Annotated in this window: 2 protein-coding genes and 1 pseudogene; all 3 read right to left on the minus strand. The window is 40.8% G+C overall.

Annotated features, from left to right (window positions below; genetic code table 11):
- The coding region (locus ACFIKB_RS09185; RefSeq protein ID WP_375653446.1) for a hypothetical protein at positions 1–284 on the minus strand (284 nt) is incomplete at its 3' end.
- A gap of 23 nt (positions 285–307) precedes the next feature.
- Entirely contained in the window at positions 308–1,432 is a 1,125-nt protein-coding gene (locus tag ACFIKB_RS09190) for a N4-gp56 family major capsid protein (protein WP_375653448.1), read from the minus strand.
- A gap of 88 nt (positions 1,433–1,520) precedes the next feature.
- Positions 1,521–1,801, minus strand: a pseudogene (locus ACFIKB_RS09195) (hypothetical protein); the annotation flags it as partial.

Raw genomic sequence — 1,801 nt, forward strand, 5'->3', positions numbered from 1 at the left:
ACAAACTCTTTTTGGTTGGTTGATGTAAAATCTTGCGTACCTTGGGCTTTGATGTCCTTTTCACTAAACTCATTACCACCATAGGTGCTGCCTATCTTTAATTTTGCCTCAGAAAACGCGGTCTTGACAAAAGCTTTAATCGAAAGGATCATTGCACCACGCGGTAAAGTTCCGATTTTGCGCGTCAAATGCTTATCTTTATGCGAGATATTCAAGCGAAAAAAACTCACTTGTTGCGTAACCAAATTTCTCCCTTGTAGGGGCTGTGGTAATCCTTCTGCCATGTTTTATTTCCTTTCTTTGAAAATTAAGAAGGCTTTTCGCCTGTGCAAGTTGAAACAACAACGGTTCCGAAATCTTGCGCATTTTGTCCTCTTCCAGGCATTTGGAAACGTGTTTTCTTCATGCCTATGATTGTCTTAGCTGCAACACCATATACTCGTTGATAATCATCAAGCTCTTCAACCAACTTATAGCGCGTGTCTTGATTTTCTGCTCCAAAGGCAAGCATCACACTTTGTGCACCCAGTAATACAGCACGGCGGACATTTTCTTCAACACTACCATCGGATTTAACACCATGGGTTACATGTTCGGATTCTCGTAAAATCACACCATTATACATGCCTAAAGAGCCACCAAAAATCGGGTTCTTCGCGCGCGAACCTGAATAAACTGCCTTTTGTATATCAAGCCACTGACCAGTATCTGTATTGGTACGCAATTGCATAACTTGTATGGGATGAAGATACATCACGTAGACATTGGAACCACCAACCCGTACTGGTCTGATTTTGGGGTTAGCCAACTTTGCAACTTTAACAGCCTCATCTATGAGCTTCAAACTAAAGCTATGTTTGGCTAACTCTTTAACATCTTCATCCTTAGTTTTACCATCTGGTCGCACAATGCGCTTACTGCTTGGTGTCAATGGTGCATTAAAACCATAATACAATTCATCAAGTTCAACTTTACGTCCTTCAAACTTTATTGTAGGCGCTGTATATCCACAAACTTGAAGAAAAAACATCAAACTCAAACGGTCTGCAAACCAATCAACCAATGCCTTATGTGCTTCGTCGCGTAAACTAAACAAAATACGTTGTTGATCAATCGTACCTTTATTTTTTGTTGAAACAGCGTTATTAAGTTCATTGATATATAATTTATCGTGGAGAAATTGGAGCGCTTCTTCATTGCCTTTAAGCGTTTCACCCTCGCTTACACCACGCCCCATAATCTGTGCTCGTAAGCTAAACGTAACACAATCTCCGCCTTCTTTCCTAAGTTCATTCTTGACTTGAATGATACTATTGGAGTCTTCTCCCATTAACGGTTCAATATCAAGCGCTTTGGACGCTTCATAATTTAATCTCTTTGACCAAGCTTGCACTGCTTGTGCATCATTAATAGGTATATGTGTTGTTGCCATTGATTTCACCTTTCTTTGCTGTAAAAAAACCGGCTTAAAGCCGGTGGAAAACCCGCATCAAGGCGGATTATGTTGTAAAACTTATTGCCTAATCAGGATCTGCACCCATAATTTCATAAAAACGGGCTTCATTCTTCGGATTTGATATCCAAGCATTGAATTCTTTCTCAGACATATTCGCAAGTGTCTCTTTGGTCATAGGACCCGTCACGCCCCCTCCTCCAGATGCCGTTAAGGTTCTCGCAGAATTCTGACGGCTTTGAAGTTCTGCAACTTGATTATTCGCTTGTAATGCTTGGTTCTGATAGCCAAGATTTTGCGCTATTCTATAAATCTCTTCTGCCGGATTGAGATCTCTTTGTGCACAAG

This window comes from Bartonella sp. MR110HLJHH (assembly GCF_042194225.1).
Taxonomy (GTDB): Bacteria; Pseudomonadota; Alphaproteobacteria; order Rhizobiales; family Rhizobiaceae; genus Bartonella; species Bartonella grahamii.

Excerpts from the sequence above, each read along its gene's own strand:
- ACFIKB_RS09190 (WP_375653448.1), bottom strand. The coding sequence starts at position 1,432 with ATGGCAACAACACATATACCTATTAATGATGCACAAGCAGTGCAAGCT.